At 66.9% G+C, this 17,772-nt stretch carries 16 protein-coding genes; 4 read left to right on the forward strand and 12 right to left on the reverse strand.

Annotation, left to right across the window (positions count from 1 at the left end; genetic code table 11):
• Positions 1 to 40: 40 nt before the first annotated feature.
• Entirely contained in the window at positions 41 to 379 is a 339-nt protein-coding gene (locus tag EU513_RS14875) for a P-II family nitrogen regulator (RefSeq protein ID WP_129627455.1), read from the reverse strand.
• Positions 376 to 1,782, reverse strand: coding sequence for an ammonium transporter (locus EU513_RS14880; protein WP_240796076.1), 1,407 nt, complete (start codon positions 1,780 to 1,782; stop codon positions 376 to 378). Before EU513_RS14880 ends, EU513_RS14875 begins: the two co-directional genes overlap by 4 nt.
• Before the next feature lie 119 nt (positions 1,783 to 1,901).
• Between EU513_RS14880 and EU513_RS14885 the strand changes: the two genes are divergently transcribed.
• Positions 1,902 to 2,822: an oxygenase MpaB family protein gene (locus EU513_RS14885; protein WP_168990307.1), complete on the forward strand. Its 921-nt coding sequence runs from the start codon at positions 1,902 to 1,904 to the stop codon at positions 2,820 to 2,822.
• Between the two features lie 113 nt (positions 2,823 to 2,935).
• Here the strand turns inward: EU513_RS14885 and ftsY are convergent, their stop codons facing one another.
• The 3 genes from ftsY to smc form a co-directional block, all read right to left on the reverse strand.
• Positions 2,936 to 4,291 (reverse strand): signal recognition particle-docking protein FtsY, encoded by a 1,356-nt coding sequence (gene ftsY, locus EU513_RS14890; protein WP_129627461.1) that lies wholly within the window; start codon positions 4,289 to 4,291, stop codon positions 2,936 to 2,938.
• A gap of 30 nt (positions 4,292 to 4,321) precedes the next feature.
• The gene (locus EU513_RS14895) at positions 4,322 to 4,546 is read right to left on the reverse strand and encodes a hypothetical protein (RefSeq protein WP_129627464.1); all 225 of its coding nucleotides are present in this window, start codon (positions 4,544 to 4,546) and stop codon (positions 4,322 to 4,324) included.
• Between the two features lie 93 nt (positions 4,547 to 4,639).
• Positions 4,640 to 8,212: a chromosome segregation protein SMC gene (gene smc, locus EU513_RS14900; RefSeq protein ID WP_129627467.1), complete on the reverse strand. Its 3,573-nt coding sequence runs from the start codon at positions 8,210 to 8,212 to the stop codon at positions 4,640 to 4,642.
• A gap of 106 nt (positions 8,213 to 8,318) precedes the next feature.
• On the opposite strand from smc, the gene EU513_RS14905 reads away from it, so the two are divergent.
• The 3 genes from EU513_RS14905 to EU513_RS14915 all read left to right on the forward strand — a co-directional run bounded on the left by EU513_RS14905 (position 8,319) and on the right by EU513_RS14915 (position 11,413).
• Positions 8,319 to 8,582: a DUF2283 domain-containing protein gene (locus EU513_RS14905; RefSeq protein ID WP_205744810.1), complete on the forward strand. Its 264-nt coding sequence runs from the start codon at positions 8,319 to 8,321 to the stop codon at positions 8,580 to 8,582.
• An 86-nt stretch (positions 8,583 to 8,668) separates the two neighbouring features.
• The gene (locus EU513_RS14910; protein WP_129627470.1) at positions 8,669 to 10,585 is read left to right on the forward strand and encodes an HNH endonuclease; all 1,917 of its coding nucleotides are present in this window, start codon (positions 8,669 to 8,671) and stop codon (positions 10,583 to 10,585) included.
• A gap of 297 nt (positions 10,586 to 10,882) precedes the next feature.
• The gene (locus EU513_RS14915; protein WP_129627474.1) at positions 10,883 to 11,413 is read left to right on the forward strand and encodes a MarR family winged helix-turn-helix transcriptional regulator; all 531 of its coding nucleotides are present in this window, start codon (positions 10,883 to 10,885) and stop codon (positions 11,411 to 11,413) included.
• 23 nt (positions 11,414 to 11,436) lie between these two features.
• On the opposite strand, the gene map is transcribed toward EU513_RS14915, so the two are convergent.
• Genes map through EU513_RS14950 form a run of 7 tightly spaced genes read right to left on the reverse strand, consistent with a single transcriptional unit; the run spans position 11,437 to position 17,682 of the window.
• The gene (gene map / locus EU513_RS14920) at positions 11,437 to 12,204 is read right to left on the reverse strand and encodes a type I methionyl aminopeptidase (protein ID WP_129627477.1); all 768 of its coding nucleotides are present in this window, start codon (positions 12,202 to 12,204) and stop codon (positions 11,437 to 11,439) included.
• Positions 12,201 to 14,102, reverse strand: coding sequence for a M3 family metallopeptidase (locus EU513_RS14925; RefSeq protein ID WP_129627480.1), 1,902 nt, complete (start codon positions 14,100 to 14,102; stop codon positions 12,201 to 12,203). The genes map and EU513_RS14925 overlap by 4 nt, the downstream gene beginning before the upstream one ends.
• Positions 14,103 to 14,149: 47 nt before the next feature.
• Entirely contained in the window at positions 14,150 to 15,151 is a 1,002-nt protein-coding gene (locus tag EU513_RS14930) for a hypothetical protein (protein WP_129627483.1), read from the reverse strand.
• A 49-nt stretch (positions 15,152 to 15,200) separates the two neighbouring features.
• The gene (gene mutM / locus EU513_RS14935) at positions 15,201 to 16,103 is read right to left on the reverse strand and encodes a bifunctional DNA-formamidopyrimidine glycosylase/DNA-(apurinic or apyrimidinic site) lyase (protein WP_129627488.1); all 903 of its coding nucleotides are present in this window, start codon (positions 16,101 to 16,103) and stop codon (positions 15,201 to 15,203) included.
• Positions 16,096 to 16,875 (reverse strand): ribonuclease III, encoded by a 780-nt coding sequence (rnc, locus tag EU513_RS14940; protein ID WP_129627491.1) that lies wholly within the window; start codon positions 16,873 to 16,875, stop codon positions 16,096 to 16,098. Before rnc ends, mutM begins: the two co-directional genes overlap by 8 nt.
• Before the next feature lie 14 nt (positions 16,876 to 16,889).
• Positions 16,890 to 17,084 (reverse strand): 50S ribosomal protein L32, encoded by a 195-nt coding sequence (gene rpmF, locus EU513_RS14945; protein ID WP_129627494.1) that lies wholly within the window; start codon positions 17,082 to 17,084, stop codon positions 16,890 to 16,892.
• 1 nt (position 17,085) lies between these two features.
• Positions 17,086 to 17,682, reverse strand: coding sequence for a DUF177 domain-containing protein (locus EU513_RS14950; protein WP_240796078.1), 597 nt, complete (start codon positions 17,680 to 17,682; stop codon positions 17,086 to 17,088).
• Positions 17,683 to 17,772: the final 90 nt, after the last annotated feature.

Raw genomic sequence — 17,772 nt, forward strand, 5'->3', positions numbered from 1 at the left:
CGGGTGGCCCGCGCTGGGGGACGCGGGCCACCCGGAGGTCTCACAAGGCTGCTTCGCCGCGTTCGCCGGTGCGCACGCGGACGACGTCCTCGACCGGCATGATCCACACCTTTCCGTCACCGATCCGTCCGGTTTGGGCCGACTTCACGATCACCTCGGCAACGCTGTGGGCATCCATGTCCTCCACGAGCACCTCGATGCGCAGCTTGGAGACGAAGTCGACGGTGTACTCCGCGCCACGGTAGACCTCACTGTGCCCACGCTGGCGGCCGTAACCGCTGGACTCACTGATCGTCATCCCGGCGACGCCGTACGCCTCTAGGGCTTCCTTCACCTCATCGAGCTTGAAGGGTTTGATGATGGCGGTGACGAGCTTCATGCCTGCGCTCCTGCCTTCTGCGTTTCGTTGTGGTGGCGAGCGTCCTTCTCCGGACGGCTCTGCCCGATGCGGTTGCCGCTGCCGAATCCGACCAGATCGTAAGCAGATTCAGCGTGTTCGGCGGTGTCGATTCCGGCGATCTCGTCGTCCTCGTCGATCCTCCAACCCATCGTCTTCTTCAGCGCGAAGCCGATGACGAAGGTGATGACGGCGGTGTAGACGAGGGCGACCAGCGCGATGACGATCTGGACGACGAGCTGCTTCCACTCCCCGTAGGCAAGGCCCGTGCCGCGGGCGAAGATGCCCAGGGCGACCGTGCCCCACAGACCGGCGACCAGGTGGACGCCGACGACGTCGAGCGAGTCGTCGTACCCGAACTTGTACTTCAGGCTGACCGCGAGTGCCGCGAGTGCTCCGGCGATCAGGCCGATGCCGATGGCGCCGAGCGGGGTCACGTTGCCGCACGCCGGGGTGATGGCCACCAGACCGGCCACGACACCGGACGCACCACCGACGGAGGTCATGTGGCCCTCACGGACCTTCTCGATCAGGAGCCAGCCGAGTACCGCGGCGCAGGTGGCGACGGTCGTGTTGATCCATGCGAGACCGGCGGACTCGTTCGCGCCGAGCGCGGAGCCTGCGTTGAAACCGAACCAGCCGAACCACAGGATTCCGGCACCGAGCATGACCAACGGAACGTTGTGCGGACGCATCGGCTGGCGTCCGAACCCGATGCGCTTGCCGACCAGGAGGGCGAGCACCAGACCGGCCATACCGGCGTTGATGTGCACGACGGTGCCACCGGCGAAGTCGATCGGGGCGACCGTGGCCGCACCGTCGGTGGTGCCGAACAGCTTGGCCGCAATGCCGCTCTCCGAACCAGACAGCAATCCCCCACCCCACACCATGTGGGCGAGCGGGAAGTAGGCAAGCGTGACCCAGAGGGCGCTGAACACCATCCAGGTGCTGAACTTCACGCGGTCGGCGATCGCGCCACTGATCAGGGCGACGGTGATGGCGGCGAAGGTGAACTGGAAGCCGACGAAGACGAGGGCCGGGATGCCGGCGCTGGTGATCGTCTCAGCGCCCGGCTCACCGGGGATCAAGCCTTTGAGGCCGAAGAACTCGAAGGGCCCGGCGAACAGGCCGCCGATGTCCTTGGTGCCGAAGGACATCGAGTAGCCGTACAGCACGTACAGGATGCCGATGAGCCCGAAGGAACCGAACGACATCATCATCATGTTGAGGACGCCCTTGGAACGGCCGAGACCGCCGTAGAAGAGCGCCAAGCCTGGAATGGTCATGAACAGGACGAGTGACGCCGCCATCAACATCCAGGCCGTGTTGCCCGTGTCGAGTGGTGTCGTCGCCGCGACCTGCGTCAGGGCGGTGTAGGTGTTCATGACGAACTACCTTGTGCGGCCGCGGTTTCGCCCGATGCGTCGTCGTGTTTCATCCATGTGACATGTTCTGCGGCCCCGTAAACACCTCGTTTCATGGCTCAGTACCGATACTGGGACCCATGTTTTCCCCGTGGCAGGCCGTCATCAGGGTGCGCGACGAGGTGCGCCACAAGGCGGCAGTCGACCTGCGCTCGCGTACCGGTGGCGCGGACGCGACCGCCCGGGCTCGCACGATCTGGGGAGCGCCTGGGCCGCGCTGGTTCACCCCGGACGACCCGATCTGGCAGGTTCATGCGAACGCTTCGATGTTCCTCGGCGGCCTGCGTGCCCTGCTGCTCCAGGCCCTGCACCCGGTCGCGATGGCGGGAGTCGCCCAGAACTCCACCTACCGCGAGGATCCATGGGGTCGGTTGCAGCAGATCAGCACCTTCATCTCGATGACCACCTACGGACCGGTGCCGGATGCCGAGCGGCTGATGGCACGGGTGACGAAGGTGCACTCGATGATCACCGGGGTCGCACCGAACGGTCGGCACTACACCGCGAGCGATCCCGATCTGCTGCTGTGGGTGCACTGCGCCGAGATCGACAGCTTCTTGGACGCCTACCGCCGCTTCGGCCACGCGGATCCGCTGGACGCCGACCGTTACGTCGCGCAGACCGCCCGCGCCGCCGAGGGCATCGGTGTGCCTGCTGCCCCGCGCTCGGAAGCCGAACTCACCGACGTCCTCGCCTCCTACCGTCCGCTGCTGGAAGCGGGCCCTGACGCTCTGGACGTACTGACCTACCTACGCCGACCCGCCGGCCTGGATCGCACCGGACTCCTCGGACATGCGGCGCTGTTCAACGGCGCACTCGCGTCGCTCCCGCCTTATGCCCGCGCCCTGTTCGGAATCGATTGGGGCTCAGCCAGATCGGCGACCGCGCTGCGTGTCGGAGACGCGGGTGTCACTGCCGTCCGCTGGATGTTGAACGATCCCCTCGTCGCCGACGACCGGCTGACGCACGAGCAACTTTCCCCAGCAGGCACGGCGCGATGATCTTCCTCCGATTGCACACCGCGCTCTCCGGTCGGACGCCGAGGTCACTCTTCGTGCATGAGGGCACTCCGTATCCGGAGTGCCCTCATGCACGAAGAGTGCCCTGGCGCCGATCAGTCGAGGACGGCGTCGACGAACGCCTTCGGGTCGAACGGGGCGAGATCGTCGGCACCTTCGCCCAGGCCGACGAGCTTGACGGGCACCCCGAGTTCACGCTGTACGAGCACCACGATGCCGCCCTTCGCGGTGCCGTCGAGCTTGGTGAGCACGACGCCGGTGATGTTGACCGCCTGCGCGAACACCTGCGCCTGACGCATGCCGTTCTGACCCGTCGTCGCGTCGAGCACCAGCAGGCACTCATCGATCGGGCTCTGCTTCTCGATGACTCGCTTCACCTTCGACAGCTCGTCCATCAGGCCGACCTTGTTGTGCAGGCGACCGGCGGTGTCGATGATGACGACGTCGACCTCCTCGTCCTTACCAGCCTTGACCGCGTCGAAGGCGACTGCAGCCGGGTCGGCGCCCTCCTTCTCGGAGCGGACGGTAGCCACGCCCACGCGGGCACCCCAGGTCTCGAGCTGGTCGGCCGCTGCGGCGCGGAAGGTGTCGGCGGCGCCGAGCAGCACCTCCTTGTCCTCGGCAACCAGGACGCGCGCGAGCTTGCCGACCGTGGTGGTCTTGCCGGTGCCGTTGACGCCGACCACCATCACGACGGCGGGACGGTCACCGACCCGGCTGGCCGCGATGCGACGGTCCATCGTCGGGTCGACGAGCTTCAGCAGTTCCTCGTGCAGCCACATCTCCAACTGCTCGGGGCTTGCGGATCCTTCGGTCTTGACCCGCTTCTTGAGGTTGTCGACGAGTTCGGTGGTGGCTTCGACGCCGAGGTCGGCGCCCAGCAGGATGTCTTCGACCTCTTCCCAGACGCTCTCGTCGAGCTTGCCGCCGCCGGAGAAGGCGCCGAGCAGTCCCTTGCCCATGGCGCTGTTGGATGCGGCCATCCGGGAGCTCAACCGGGTCATGCGACCACGGGCGGATTCCGGCTCCTCGATCGACGGTTCGGTGGGGGGCGCAGGCGCGGGCTCGACCGGAGCGGGCGCTTCCTCGACGGCCGTGCCGCCGCGGTTGGCTACCTTCTCCTTCGGTTCGGCCGAGCGGACCGGCGGTTCGTCGCGCTCGTCGGTGTCCGCCGGCGGCGGCGCGGTGGCGGTCGACCCTTTGCTGGTGTCGATCTTGGCGGTGCTGCTCGGCGTGTAGGTGTTCGCTTTGCGTTGCGGCGCATCCTTCGCTGCGGGCGGCGGCTCCTGCGGCGGCAGTTCCTTGGTCTTGCCTGCCTTGCCGCGAAGGAAGGCGACGGCGAGACCGACGGCTCCGAGGAGGACGACGGTCAGAACGACAAGGATTTCCCAGAGCTGATCCACGCGCCCATCATGACAAACGGGGCCGACATCGTGTCGCCCCCGGGTCATCGTGCGAGACGAACTCGCAAAATGTGCAGGTCAGGCTTGCGAGCGCTCCCGTTTGACGGTCTTGACGACGCCGTCGGTGGCTCCCTTGGCCTTGGTGCTGACCTTGTCGGTGGTCTGCGAGACGGTGGTCACCAGGTGTTCGCCACGCTGAGTCAGGACAGGCCGACCCTCACGACGGGCAGGCACGGCGACCATGCCGAGAACGGCGGAGGCGAGGGCTACGCAGACGACCAGCGCGAGGATCAACCAGAGCATGTCTCCATGGTGACCGAACGACCCGCACAAACCCGAATCCGAAACACCGTTTCTCGGCGAAATTCCGGTGAACGACGTGTTTTGTGCCGGATCTCACACCGCGGCGGCCTCGTCGGCCGGCCGCACGTCACTCATCCGCTGACTCACCACATTGGTCACACCGTCCCCACGCATGGACACGCCGTACAGCGCATCGGCCACTTCCATGGTGCGTTTCTGGTGGGTGATGACGATGAGCTGGCTGGAGTCACGCAGTTCCTCGAACAGCGTGATCAGGCGTCCGAGGTTGGCGTCGTCGAGGGCGGCCTCGACCTCGTCCATGATGTAGAACGGGCTGGGGCGCGCCTTGAAGATCGACACCAGCAGCGCGACGGCGACCAGCGACCGCTCGCCGCCCGACAGCAGTGACAACCGCTTGATCTTCTTGCCCGGCGGGCGCGCCTCCACCTCGAGTCCGGTGGTCAGCATGTTGTCCGGGTCGGTCAGGATGAGTCGGCCTTCGCCGCCGGGGAAGAGTCGGGAGAACACTCCCTCGAACTGCGCGGCGGTGTCGCGGAAGGCACTCGCGAACGCCTCCTCGACCCGGCGATCGACCTCGTCGACGATGTCGAGCAGGTCGCGCTTGGAGGTTCGCAGGTCCTCGAGTTGCTCGACCAGGAACTTGTGCCGCTCCTCCAGCGCCGCGAACTCCTCGAGCGCGAGCGGGTTCACCCGTCCGAGCTGTCCGAGTTTGCGTTCGGCGGAGCGCAGCCGCTTCTCCTGCGCCTCGCGGACGAAGGGCTTCGGTTCCGGCAGATCGTCCGGATCGTCGTCCGGACCGGGCACGTGCGGGATCAACTGGTGCGGCCCGAACTCCTCGACCAGCACCTCCGGATCGATCCCGTGTTCCTCCACGGCCTTGGTCTGCAGGGCTTCGATGCGCAGGCGCTGCTGCGCGCGAGCGACCTCATCACGGTGGACTGTGTCGGTCAGTACGCGCAGTTCGTCATTGATCGCGGTGACGTCCTTGCGCTGCGTGGCGAGCGCCTGGTCACGTTGAGTGCGGGCCCGGTCAGCCTCGGCGCGGCGTCCGGTTGCGATCGACAGAGCTGCGGTGACGCGCCCGGCCAGTTCGACGGCGGCAGTCTGCACGGTGCGTGCGGTCGCCGCCTCACTGGCACGGCGTTCGCGGCGCACGCGCGCCTTCTCGCGAGCTTCGAGCTCCGATCGCGCAGCGGCTTCCAGTCCGTCGGCACGACCGGAGACCGAGCGGGCCTGCTCCTCCTTGGTGCGCAAACCGAGCCGGACGTCGGTCTCGCGGCTGCGAGCAGCGGCGGCTTCCGCGGCGAGCCGATCGCGCTCGTCGGTGGTGGGTTCCTGCTCCTGCGGCGCTTCTTGCGCAGCGGTCAGCCGCTGCTGCAGTTCTTCGAGCTCGGTGCGGGCGGTGGCGAGGTTCTGTTCGACGCCGGCCCGCCCGGTCACCAGACGCTCCTGTTCCGAACGGGCGTTGCGCAGCGCCTGTCCCAGACGACTGAGTTGCTCGGCCACGGAGGACAGACGGGCATCGGACGCGTTCAACCGGTCGAGCGCGGCGTCCAGCTCAGCCTGGATCTCTTGCACGGCGGCGCGCGACTTCTCGACGGCGAACTGGGCCTGCTCACCGTTGCGCTTGGCGGTCTCGACCTTCTCGCGACTCTCGTCGACGGCGGCCTGGATCTCGAGCAGCGAGGGTGCAGCAGTCGACCCGCCACGCACGTACCCGGCCGCAAAGACGTCGCCCTCCTGAGTCACCGCGATCAACGAAACATCCTGAGCCGCAAGTCTTTTGGCCGAGGAAGCGTCGGGGACGACGGCAACACCGGCGAGCAGATGGGCGACGGACGTACGCAGGCCGTCGTCCGCGGACACCACATCGATGGCCCACCGCGCGCCGTCCGGCAACGAGATCGACTGCACGTCAACGGTTTTCGATCCGGACGCGAGCAACAGCGTTGCCCGGCCCGCGTCGTCCTGCCGCAGCCGATCGACGGCAGACGCCGCGGCTTCGAGGTCGTCGACGACGACCGCGTCCGCGGCCCACCCGAGCGCGGCGGCGATCGCCGCTTCGTAGCCGGACTCGACCTGCAGCAGTTCGGTCAGCGAACCGCGCACCGCACCGATCTCAATGAGATGTGCGGCGCCGTCCTTGCGGGTCAGGCTCATCTCGAGCGCATCGACACGGGCCTGGTAGGTGCTGCGTTCCTTCTCGGCATCGGCGAGCCGCTGTTTCGCGCCGGCGAGTTCCTCCTCGGCCGCAGCCAGACGCGTCTCGGCGTCCTCGTACGCGGCGTCGAGCCCTTCTTCGCCCTCTTCGTCCTGCGCGACCGTGGATTCGAGTTCGCGGTGATCGCGTTCGATACCGGCGATGCGATCCGCGATCTCCTGGGCATTGGAGGCCATTCGTCCGAGCTCGGCCTCCCCCGCCTCGATCCGGCTGCGACGGGCCGACACCTGGCCCTCCAGCTTGGCCAACCCCTCGCGGCGGTCGGCGGCTGCGCGGGCAAGCTTGGTCAGCCGCTGCTGCTCTGCGGTGTGGGCGTTCTCCAGATCGCCACGCCGCTGCACGGCCTCGTCCAGCGCACGACGGCCCTGCTCGATCTGATCGTTGAGCCGCGCGAGTTCCTCGCGGGCGGCCGCGGCCTGAGCCTTCAGCTTCTCCGGGTCCCGACCCGAGCCCTGCTGCTGTTCATGAGCATCGTCGTCGGCGAGCAGTCGCACTCGTTCGGCGGCGAGGCTCGCGGTGGCGTCGACCCGCTCCTTCAGCGAGGACAGCGCGAACCACTGGTCCTGGATCTTCGACTGCAAAGGGGCAGCGGCTTCGGCCTCGGCCTCCAGCTCGCCGAGCGTCCGCTGAGCGGCAGCGAGACGTTCTTGGACTCGCTTCTGCTGCTCCAGCAGCGCGGTCTCGTCGGCGACCTCCTGCTCGAGGGTCGTCGTCAGCTGGACGAGGTCGTCCGCGAGCAGACGCAGCCGGGAGTCGCGCACATCGGCCTGGATCATCGCCGCCTTGCGTGCCGTCTCCGCCTGACGACCGAGCGGTCCGAGTTGCCTGCGGATCTCGGTCGTGAGGTCACGGACGCGGGTGAGGTTGCCCTCCATCTGCTCCAGCTTGCGCAGCGCCTTCTCCTTGCGCTTGCGGTGCTTCAGGACGCCGGCGGCCTCCTCGATGAACCCACGACGCTCCTCGGGGGTCGCACGAAGGACGGTGTCGAGCTGGCCCTGTCCGACGATCACGTGCATCTCGCGGCCGATACCGCTGTCGGACAACAGTTCCTGAATGTCGAGCAGTCTGCAGCTCGTGCCGTTAATCGAGTAGTCGGAGCCGCCGCCCTTGAACATCGTCCGGGTGATCGTCACCTCGGTGTAGTCGATCGGGAGCGCACCGTCGGAGTTGTCGATGGTCAGCGAGACCTCTGCCCGACCGAGCGCCGGCCGGTTGGGGGTGCCGGCGAAGATGACGTCTTCCATCTTGCCGCCGCGAAGGCTCTTGGCGCCCTGCTCGCCCATCACCCACGCGAGTGCGTCGACGACATTGGACTTGCCGGACCCGTTGGGGCCGACGATGCAGGTGATGCCCGGTTCGAGCTTCATCGTGGTGGCCGAGGCGAAGGACTTGAAGCCCTTCAGGGTCAGGCTCTTGACGTACACGAGTTCAGGATCCTCCGGCCGGGCTACGGGTTCGGTCAGCCTACCGGCACGAGGGTTCGTCACCGCGGCGATCAGCGGTGATGCCGCGGACAGGAACGATCGCGACATGATCTTCCCCGAGGCCATCGGCTTCGGACAGACTCCTCTGATGACTCCGATTCGCGTCAGGTACGACGCCGACGCCGACGCTGCCTACTTCTGTTTCGCCGACGTGATCCATCCTGGAGAGGCCGTCCTGACGGTGCCCGTCGGTGGCGTCAGCATCGACGGAATCGTCAATCTGGACGTTGACGCTCAGGGACGCCTCTTGGGCCTTGAGGTACTCAACGCACGGCGCCTTTTGCGACCGGAGATCCTGCCGTCCGAGTAGGTGCGTCGAGACACAGATCAAACCTGCGCGACCATGCCGTCGGCTCACCGACGGAGGTTGTCGGTGGTCCCGCCTAGAGTTTCTTCATGGCCATCAGCTACGAGTTCTACGAACCGGTCTCACCGGTGGAATTCGTTCTGCTGCAAGCGCTTTCAGACCCGAAGCAGCGTTTGTTGATCCAGCTTCTGAACGCGTTGGGTTCACCTGCGGAGATGCTGACGTTCGCGAACCGGATGTCCCGGGAAGCGTTTCACCGGCTCGAATCTGACGCCGTGCGCAACACCGGGTCCGTCGCCACCGCTCGGCCTGTCGATGTCGATGACCATCGCATGCTCGAGAAAGCAGTCACCGGTTCCACCCAGTTGGCATCGATCTCCCAAGCCGTCCAAGCCATGGCAATGGCGCGGTACGCCGCGATCGACGAGGAGTTGGTCGATTCCGACACCGGTGTCACTGCCAGGGTCGAGCATGCGCTCGGTCATCAGGCGTCGTTCGCCGACACCGACCTGGCGGCTGCCTGTCAGATGGCACCCCGCACCGCGTCGAGCAAGATGAGCAACTCCATCGATACGTGCACCAAAACGCCCGGGCTGCTCGCCGCGGCGGTGGAAGGGGAGATCCCGTTCTGGAAGGTGTCCCTCGTTGCCTCGGAGTTGGTGAGCGCTTCACCCGAAACCTCTCACCGGGTCGAGCAGCACCTGCTCGACACCAAAGGCTTCGACACCTGGGGTTACCTGAAGGTGAAGAGCGCCGCACGGGCACTGGTGACCCAGTGGGAGGAAGAAGCCGCGAAGAAGGCGCGGGTCAAAGAAGCCGAAGAAGCCACCGGTGTCTGGGTTCGTCCCTCCGACATTGCCGGGATGGCCGAGCTGTGCGCCGTCGGTCCCGCCGACCAGATCGCCCGCATCTACGGAGCCGTGGACCAACTCGCTGATCAACGGTCCAAGAACCCATCCCCGAGTGAGAGCAGCGACACCGGAGATTCGAAGCCGACGCTCGGACAACTGCGCCTCGGCGCGTTGCACGACCTCGTCACCGCTGGCGCCGACGTGGCCTACCAGGTCGTCATCCAGGTCCCTGTCGTGCGCGAGGAACGTGAGGAACAGGCCGCCACGGCTGCAACGAAACGTGCCACCGGCGACCCGGAACGCGAGCCCGAGGCGTCCCCGGACGACGGGTCACCACCACCCGGACAATCCACCACGTCCCCACGCGGCCCGAACACCACCGATCAGCCCACCAACACCCCCAGCGCTTCCGGCGCTTCCGGTGCTTCCGGTCCCGAATCCGGCTCAACAGCAAGGAAATCGGACCACTGCTACACCACCGGGTGGGCACGGATCGCCGGGATCGGGTTCATCCGGCCCGAGGTGCTCGACGCGTTGATCGAGCAGTTCGGTTGCCGCCTCACCCGAGCACTGGTCGACGCCGACACCGGAGTCACCTGCGAAACCTCGACAACCGCGTACGAGCCCACGCCGCGGATCAGGCAGTTCGTCCAGCAACGCGACAAAACCTGCCGGTTCCCCATGTGCACCAGGACCGCCATCAGGTGCGACATCGACCACGTCATCGAATGGCCCCAAGGGACCCACCGCCGGGCACAACCTCGCCGCGCTCTGTCGTCACCACCACGACGCCAAGACCAAGAAGCACTGGGACTACAAGATGAGCGACGACGGAGTCTGCACCTGGACCTCCCGCACCGGCCGCACCTACATCACCTACCCCGACTCCGAACACGACGCTTCATGAACTCAGCCCGTGCGGTCAGGAATCCGATCATGGTCACCGGGTTTCGGCGCATGCGCCCTCCTTCGTCGGGCGCATGGCTCAACCAGCGGCGAAGCGACAACTCCGTACAAACCTCCGTCGGGCGCATGGCTCGACCAGCCGTGAGGCAACGGCTCAGCACGAACCTCGGTAGGGCGCATGGCTCAACCAGCGGTGAAGCGACGGCTGAGTACAAGCCTTCGTCGGACACCTGGCTCAACCAGCGGTAAAGCGACAACTCAGTACAAACCTCCGTCGGGCGCCCGGCTCAACCAGCGATGAAGCGACAACTCAGTACAAACCTCCGTCGGGCGCCCGGCTCAACCAGCGATGAAGCGACAACTCAGTACAAACCTCCGTCGGACACCTGGCTCAACCAGCGGTTCGAGGACGGTTCGGTACGAGCGTTCCTTGTCCATGGGATTCGATCAGCGGGCGCGGTGACCATGCAGTCACCAGGCGTCCACCCCTCGAACATCGGTTCGGTGACTGGTCCGTACGGGTGAGGCGCCGGGTACTGTGCGCTCGTGCACCAAGAACGAATCACCGACTCGACCGACGCCCACCTGGACGTCTGGTCCGCCATGTTCAGCGACGACGACGGACGTGATCGAGAGACCGAAGGGGTCCTCAACCGAGTCGTGCGCCTGAAGAACGAGTCGGATCGCCGGTTGCGCGAGGTGCTCCAGAACGACCCGCTCTCACTGGATGAGTACATGACGCTGCACGTGCTGGTCGGCGGCCAGACCAAGGGGCGTCCGCGCTCCACCCCAGCCCAACTGGCCGATCTTGCCGGCGTGAGCCGCGCGGGCATGACCGGGCGTCTGGACAAGCTGGAACGTTCCGGTCTGGTCACCCGCACCCCCGACACCGATGATCGCCGCAGTGTCATCGTCGAGATCACCGCCAAGGGCCGCGAGGCCTGGGAGCGCATCGCCAACCGCTGGTCCGGTGAAGATGTCCGGATGCTCGACGGCCTGTCGGTCGAGGAACTGCGGGAACTGAACGCACTGCTGCGCAAGGCGTTCCACGCCATCGAGAGCCGGCGCGACAGCTGACGTCCGCAGTCCGGTGCGGGTACTCAGCCCCGGGCGGTCAGCACCAGCGGGCCGTCCTGCGTGACCGCAACGGTGTGCTCGCTGTGCGCGCCCCGCGAACCATCGGCACTGCGCAACGTCCAGCCGTCCTCATCGGTATAGATCTCGTCGGTCGACTCCATCAGCCATGGTTCGATCGCGATCACCAGCCCCGGCTGCAGCTTGAGTCCGCGACCGGGCCGACCGTCGTTGGGCACGTGCGGTTCGCCATGCATCGTGCGGCCGACACCGTGTCCACCGAACTGAGTGTTCACCCGGTAGCCGGCTGCCTTGCAGACCTCTGCGACGGACGCAGAAATGTCGCCGAGCTTGTTACCCACAGTCGCCGCTGCAATGCCGGCTTCGAGCGCCTTCTCGGTCGTCTCGATCAGACGAAGGTCCTGTGCTCGGGGCGTGCCGACGACCAGCGACAGCGCCGAGTCCGACACCCACCCGTCGACCGACACCGCGAAGTCGACGCTGAGCAGGTCACCGTCGGCCAGGACGTAGTCGTGCGGCAGACCGTGCAGCACCGCGTCGTTGACGCTGGTGCACAGCACCTTGCCGAACGGGCTCGCCCCGAAGCTCGGGTGGTAGTCGATATAGCACGACTCTCCCCCGGCGTCCCGAATCATCTTGTGCGCCAACGCATCCAGTTCGAGCAGGTTGACGCCGACGTCCGCCTTCTCCCGCAGCGCGGTGAGCACCTCAGCGACGAGCCGACCGGCCGGACGCATCTGTTCGAGCTCCTTGGCGGAGCGGAGTTCTATCACTTTTCGAGCCAGTCGGCGTAGGCGTCGAAGGTGTAATCGCGTCCGAGGAAGTCGCGCACCAGTTCAGCAGCGTCCTTGCGTCCGCCCATGCCGAGCACCGTATCCCGGTAGCGGGTCGCGACGTCCTGGTCGAACAGGTCGCCGGCATCGAAGGCGCTGAACATGTCCTTGGCGATGACCAGCGACCACATGTAGGTGTAGTAACCCGAGCCATATCCGTCGAGGTGGCCGAACGAGCAGTGGAAGTGGTTGTCCGGCAACGGCGGGAAGACGGAGTACTTGCGCTGCGTCTGCTGCAGATAGGACGTCATGTCCTCGGGCCGGTCGACGTGCAGCCCGAGGGACACCGCCGCGTAGAACATCTGCGTCCGCGCCATGAAGCCCTTGCCGAACTCGTCGGCTTCCTTCATGCGTGCGACCAGGTCGGCCGGGATCGGCTCGCCCTCGTCGTTGGTGGCGAACGTCGCGAGAACGCTTGCGTCCCATGCCCATTCCTCGAGCATCTGGCTCGGTGCTTCGACGAAGTCCCACTCGGTGGCGACGCCGGAGAAGCGGTTCCACTGCTGTGCCTGACCGCCCACCACATGGTGAACGAGGTGACCGAACTCGTGGAAGAGCGTGACGACCTCGTCGTGCTCCATGAGTCCGCGGCTGAAGTTGCAGACCAGCACTCCCTCGGGCAGTTGCACACCGTCGACACCACTCACCAGCGTGAACTGTGCGGCGTGCTTGAACTTGCCCTCGCGCGGGTGCAGGTCGAGGTAGATGCGGCCGATGTGTTCGCCGTCCTTGAGGACGTCGTAGCCGGTGGCGTCCGCGTGCCACACGGTGACCTCCGGGACGGCTTTCCATTCCAGGCCGAACAACCGACCGGTCACGTCGAGCAGGCCCTGCCGGACGCGGTCGAACCGGAAGTAGGTGCGGGTCAGCTGCGCGTCGACGTCGTGCTGCTCCTTGCGCACCAATTCCGAGTAGTACGCCGTGTCGACGGCAGTGACGTCCTCGACGTCCGGGTGGTCCTGGTGCAGTCGATCGAGCAGGATCTGCTTGTCGGCGAGCGCTCGGTCGTTCGCGGCGTCGGTGATCTTGTCGATGAAGGTACGGATCTCCTTGCCCTCACCGATCATCTTCACCTCGGCATCGAAGTCGGCCCAGTTGGCGTACCCGAGCAGCGCGGCGTGCTCCTGTCGCAGGCCGAACAGCTGCGCCAGCACGGCATCGTTGGCCGGCCACGCTATGTTGTTGCGCTCGTGCGTCATCGCGGCGCGCACACCCCGATCGGCGCAGAAGGTCATCAGCGGCACCGAGTCGGGGTAGTCGGTGGTGACCGTGATGGTGCCGTCGGGCCCGGCCGGGTGGGCGTCGAGCCAGTCCTGCGGCATGCCGGCCAGTTGTTCGGGGCGGACGGCGATCGACCGCACGCCCTCACGGATGTTCTTGGCGAACTGCTGACCGGTCGTGAGCTCGGCACGGGCCAGTTCGCGAAGCCGCTCGCGGTCGACGTCGGACTTGTCGACGCCGGCACGACGGAAGTCGCGCCGGGTGAGGTCGAGCAGGCGCTGCGCGTCGGGGTCGTCGCCCGGCTCGGCCTTGTCGAGCATCGCGAACAACTCGCCGTCGAGGCCGAGCTCGGTGGAGTAGTCGTCGACCCGCTGCGCCGCCTCGTCGGCTGCTTCCCGCACGCCCGCGTCGGGGTGCACCTCGGAGAACAGCGACGCCGCCGCGGCGGCGTTACCCAGCTCGATCTGGACGGCGTTCCAGGTGGCCAGCACATCGGTGACCGTGCCCTGCTTGAGCCGCTCGACGAGGGTGCGGGCGTCGTCGAGCGCCCCGTCGCAGCGGTCGGTCAACCAGTCGTGGGCGTCGTCGGTGGGCAGTTCGAGAGCGGTGATGGTCACGGCGCCACCCTAACCGTCGGCCCCGACAGGATGCCCGGCGCGAGCGGCTACTTCCACACGGCGGGCGGGGTGTAGGCGCTCGAGCCGGTGTCGGCGTACTGCATCGCAAAGGTCTCGATGCTCGATCCCTTCGGCACGGCGAACGCAAGGGTCTCCTGGCTCGGCTCGTCGGGCGTCACGAGCAGCGGTGCGGAGGCTTTGATCTTGTCCGCCGGGTCGGTCGGGCAACGGCGTCCGCCACCGGTCAGCACGAAGTCGCTGCGTCCGAGCGAGGCCAGCCACTGGGTCGACACCGTCACCTTGACGTCGACGAAGTCGGTCGGCTCGCCGGCGCTGCCGGCCCGCTTCACGGGGGCGGCGACGGTGACGGTGGCGATCACCCGTCCGTCGCTCATCAGGTTGTGCGGCTTGCCGAACGCGAGCGTGGTCGCTCCGGCCGGGACGGCGGTCTTCGTGCCGGTGCACGCCGTCGGGTCGGCCGCTGCGTCGGTGGCTCCGGTCGGCGCGAACAGCGCCACCGCCTTGCCCGAGCCGTCGAGCACCACAGCGCGCACGTCGGTGCCGACCGCCTCGGGCACGTCGAACATGAGCGAGTCGTACTGCACCTTCCCAGCAGCCACTGCCTTCATCGGCGGCACGGTCGCGGCGTCACACAGTCGTCCGCCCTCGTCGACCAGCCTGATCACTCCACTGTTGAAGGTGGCGACATACTCGTCCTTGACCAGCACCCCGAACTTCGCAACCACCCGCTGCTTGCTGTCGGTCGTCGCGCCCGCCGTGGGCGCCGAGACGTTGAGTGCGTAGCGCTTGTCCCTCAGCTCGAAGTTGGCGGTGTTGCCCCACTTCGTCGCTTCGGGCAGCGAGCCGACCTGCTCCCCGGAACAGCCGCCACCACCCGCGCTGCTGCCGGTGTCGCCGGTGCTGCCTGATGTCGCCGTGGTCGACAGGTTCGGTGCCTGCGGCGATTGCGCGGAGTTGCCCGCGTCGTGCGAACCGCCGCAGGCGCTCGCCGCAAGCGCGAACGCCACGATCACGGGCACGGTCGTCACTCCCCTTGAGAGTCTCCCCATGGCTCACATCGTGGCACAGCCGCCCGGGTCAACGGCCGTTGCGGCCCGAACGAACCACCTGTCGGCCCACCTGCCGGCGCGGCCGGGGCTGACAGACCGGGCAGGAGAACGAACTGCGGTTCATGAACTGCTCGCGCACCATCAGCGCACCGCACCGGTGACACTCCTTGCCCTCCCGGCCGTAGGCGTCCAGCGACCGGTCGAAGTAACCGCTGGCACCGTTGACATTGACGTAGAGCGAGTCGAAGCTCGTGCCGCCCTGCGCGAGCGCCGCGGTCATCACGTCGGTGGCATGTCCGAGCAGTTCGGTGGCGACCTTCGCCGGCACCCTGTCCGTGAAGCGCTCACCGTGCAGCCTTGTGCGCCAAAGGGATTCATCGGCGTAGATGTTGCCGATGCCGGACACCAGAGTCTGATCGAGCAGGGCTCGTTTGATCTGGGTGTGCTTGCGCCGCATCCGGGTGACGGTCTGCCGGAGATCGAACGCGGACTCCAGTGGGTCGGGCGCGATATGCCGAATGACCCTGGGAATCAACGCATTCGAGTGATCATCCGGCAGCATCTCGACGAGCTGGAGCCCACCGAAGGTGCGCTGGTCGACGAACCGTAACTGCTTGCCGTCGTCGAGTCCGAAGAGCGCGTGACAGTGCTTCTCCCGCGGCGCATCGGGATCCTCGACGAGCAACTGGCCGCTCATGCCGAGGTGGACGACGAGCGCCTGCCCGTCGTCCAGATCCATCCACAGGTACTTGCCGCGTCGGCGGGCGGAGACCACCCGCACGCCGGTGAGCGCAGCAGCGAGCGCGGCCGGTCCGGCCTGGTGGCGGCGCGCCACCCGCGAGCCGAGCACCTCGGCCGTTTCGATGCGTCGCCCGACCACGTGATCGGCGACCCCGCGGCGGACGACCTCCACCTCAGGCAGTTCAGGCAAGCTCGACGTCCCGCTCGAGTTCGGTGGCGGGTTTCGCGGAGGTGCGCGCCTTGAGCGTCTTCCACGCTGCCTCGGCGGCGACCTGCTCCGCGGACTTCTTGTTGCGACCCACTCCGGTGCCGAGCACCTCACCGGCCACCAGGACGGATGCGGTGAACACCTTGTCGTGGTCGGGGCCCTCATCGGTGACCTGGTAGGACGGAGAGCCCAGTTCGTGGCCGGCGGCGAGTTCCTGCAGGGAGGTCTTCCAGTCCAGACCGGCGCCGAGATCCGCAGCCTGCTCGATCAGGTCGTCGACCATGTGGTGCACCAGGCGGTGTGCCGGCTCGATGCCTCCGCACAGGTAGACAGCACCGATGACTGCCTCGACGGTGTCGGCCAGGATCGAGTCCTTGTCGCGTCCGCCGCTGGTGTCCTCGCCGCGTCCGAGCAGGATGTACTCGCCCAACTCCAGAGCGCGGCCGACGCCGGCGAGCGCACGCGCGTTGACGACCGAGGCGCGGAACTTCGCCAGTTGCCCCTCGGGCAAGTCAGGGTGGGTGACATACAGCGCTTCGGTGACCACCAACCCCAGCACGGCGTCGCCGAGGAACTCCTGGCGCTCGTTGTGCGGCAGGTTCCCGTTCTCGTACGCGTACGACCGATGCGTCAGCGCACGCAGAAGCAGCGGCTCGTCGATGTCCGTTCCGCTGATCTGCGCGAGCAGGGCGGAAAGGTCACCGACGGGCCGCTGCGAAGCCTTCGCAGAGGCAGCCCGTTTCGACGAAGCCACGTCGACCGGGTGTCTCAGGCCTGGTGAGCGGTCTGCTCCGCGGCACTGTAGTGACGACCCTTGTAGGTGCCGCAGGCCGGGCAAGCCATGTGCGGCTGGGCCAGGGCGCTGCAGTTCGGGCACGTCGTGGTCACGACCGGCGTCGTCTTCCAGTTCGCACGGCGCGAACGGGTGTTGGAGCGCGACATCTTCCGCTTCGGGACAGCCACGTCAGTTCCTCTTCTCGTCGTTCTCGGCGTCGGCCATACCGGCCAGCGCCGACCATCGGGGATCGATCACTTCATGATGGTGGTCCGGGTCGTCCGCCAGGCGCACTCCGCATTCGGAGCACAGACCCGGGCAGTCTTCCTGGCACACCGGCTGGAAGGGCAGCAAAGGCACCACCACATCCCGCAACATCGGCTCCAGATCGGCGAGATCGCCGTCCAGAACGTGCATGTCCTCGTCGTCGCCGGCCACCTGGTTGTGGTGGGCCGCGCGGTCGGCGTAAGCGAACAGCTCCTGGAATTCGACATCCACAGGTTCGTGGACCGGTTCCAAGCACCGCACGCAAGCACCGGTCGCCGTGGCACGGGCCGAACCGGAGATCAGCACCCCTTCCATCACCGACTCAATGCGCAGGTCGAGCTCGATCGGCTCGCCCTGCGCGATCTCGATCACCTCGTTGCCGAAGAGATCGGGCGCCGGCACATCACGTTCGATCTGAGCCATGTGCCCCGGACGCCGCCCCAGTTCCTTGGTGTCAAGGACGAGCGGGTTACGCGGGTCGAGGTGCATGTCGGCTCGGCGATCTTCGTGGTGAGTCATGGGTGGTGGTACTGCTCGGTTCGGACCACGTCAAGGACGACGCAGACCGACACACAAGGTTACCGGTGCGATCACCGATTCCCCAAACTC

Source organism: Yimella sp. RIT 621, from assembly GCF_004146205.1.
In the GTDB taxonomy this organism is placed as follows: Bacteria; Actinomycetota; Actinomycetes; order Actinomycetales; family Dermatophilaceae; genus Yimella; species Yimella lutea.